Origin of the sequence: Vibrio sp. Vb0888 (assembly GCF_033338835.1) — a bacterium.
Taxonomy (GTDB): Bacteria; Pseudomonadota; Gammaproteobacteria; order Enterobacterales; family Vibrionaceae; genus Vibrio; species Vibrio alginolyticus.
In genome coordinates this window covers 1-1382 of record NZ_JAWOTL010000134.1, presented here as the reverse complement: position 1 = coordinate 1382, position 1382 = coordinate 1, and the positions used below count along the sequence as shown (strand labels likewise).

Below are 1382 nucleotides of genomic sequence, written 5' to 3'. Positions count from 1 at the left end.
ACAAAGTGGGTCTCTTCGCTTCTGGCGGCGGTATCGGCTTGATGAACTTCCCATTTGAAGGTCTGGTTTCAGGTTCAAAATGGGGCAGCGCAATCGGCGTTATCATGTTTATGCTTGTGATCGGCGGCGCTTTTGGTGTCGTGATGCGCACGGGCACTATCGACAACGGTATCCTTCGCCTGATCGACAAAACCAAAGGTAACGAAGCGCTCTTCATTCCTGTTCTGTTCTTGCTGTTCTCTTTGGGCGGCGCTGTCTTTGGGATGGGTGAAGAGGCGGTGGCGTTCGCCATCATCATCGCTCCATTGATGGTTCGCCTAGGTTATGACGGCATTACGACCGTAATGGTGACTTACGTTGCGACTCAGATTGGTTTTGCGACATCTTGGATGAACCCATTCTCGGTTGCGATTGCACAAGGTATTGCTGGTATTCCTGTACTATCGGGCATGACGGTTCGTATGGCACTTTGGGTTGGTTTTACACTCATCGGTATCGCCTTTACGATGGTTTATGCGTCTCGCATCAAAGCAAATCCTGAGTACTCTTACAGCCGCCGTACGGATAAATACTTCCGTCAGCAAGAACTAGGTAGCCACGACTCTCGTTGGAACTTCGGAGACACGCTCGTTATTCTAACGGTTATCGCAACGACGATTTGGGTGGTTTGGGGCGTAGTAGCCAAAGCATGGTACATCCCAGAAATCGCTTCTCAGTTCTTCACAATGGGCTTTGTGGTTGCCATCATCGGTACGATCTTCCGCCTAAACGGCATGACCCTTAACTGTGCGGCGGACGCATTCAAAGAAGGCGCAGCAATCATGCTAGCTCCTGCTCTTTTGGTTGGCTGTGCGAAAGGTGTATTGCTTATTCTGGGTGGTGGTACTACCGATGAAGCAAGCGTACTGAACTCGATTTTGAACAGCGCAGGCGGTGTGATCAGCGGCCTTCCTGATGTCGCCGCAGCTTGGTTGATGTATGTGTTCCAATCCATCTTCAACTTCTTCGTAACCTCGGGTTCTGGCCAAGCAGCACTTACGATGCCTCTGCTGTCTCCTCTTGCAGACATCGCTGGCGTAACGCGTCAGGTAGCGGTTCTGGCATTCCAACTGGGTGATGGTTTCACTAACGTGATCGTTCCTACTTCTGCGTCCCTAATGGCAACGCTTGGCGTGTGTCGTATCGACTGGGGTGACTGGGCGAAATTCTGCTGGCGCTTTATGCTATTACGCTTTACCCTATCGAGCATTGTCGTCGTCGCAGCTCACGTGATGGGTTTTGCGTAAACTGATTAACAGATAAGAAGGCGAGACAAGTTCTCGCCTTTTTTGATTCAAGCCAAATGACAAATAAGCATCAAAACGATGTTTTGGAGTGACAAC

Annotated in this window: 1 protein-coding gene; it reads left to right on the top strand. The window is 50.3% G+C overall.

Going from position 1 to position 1382, the window contains the following annotated elements; genetic code table 11:
* The coding region (gene yfcC, locus R7P72_RS24455) for a putative basic amino acid antiporter YfcC (RefSeq protein WP_318110890.1) at positions 1-1286 on the top strand (1286 nt) is incomplete at its 5' end.
* Positions 1287-1382: the final 96 nt, after the last annotated feature.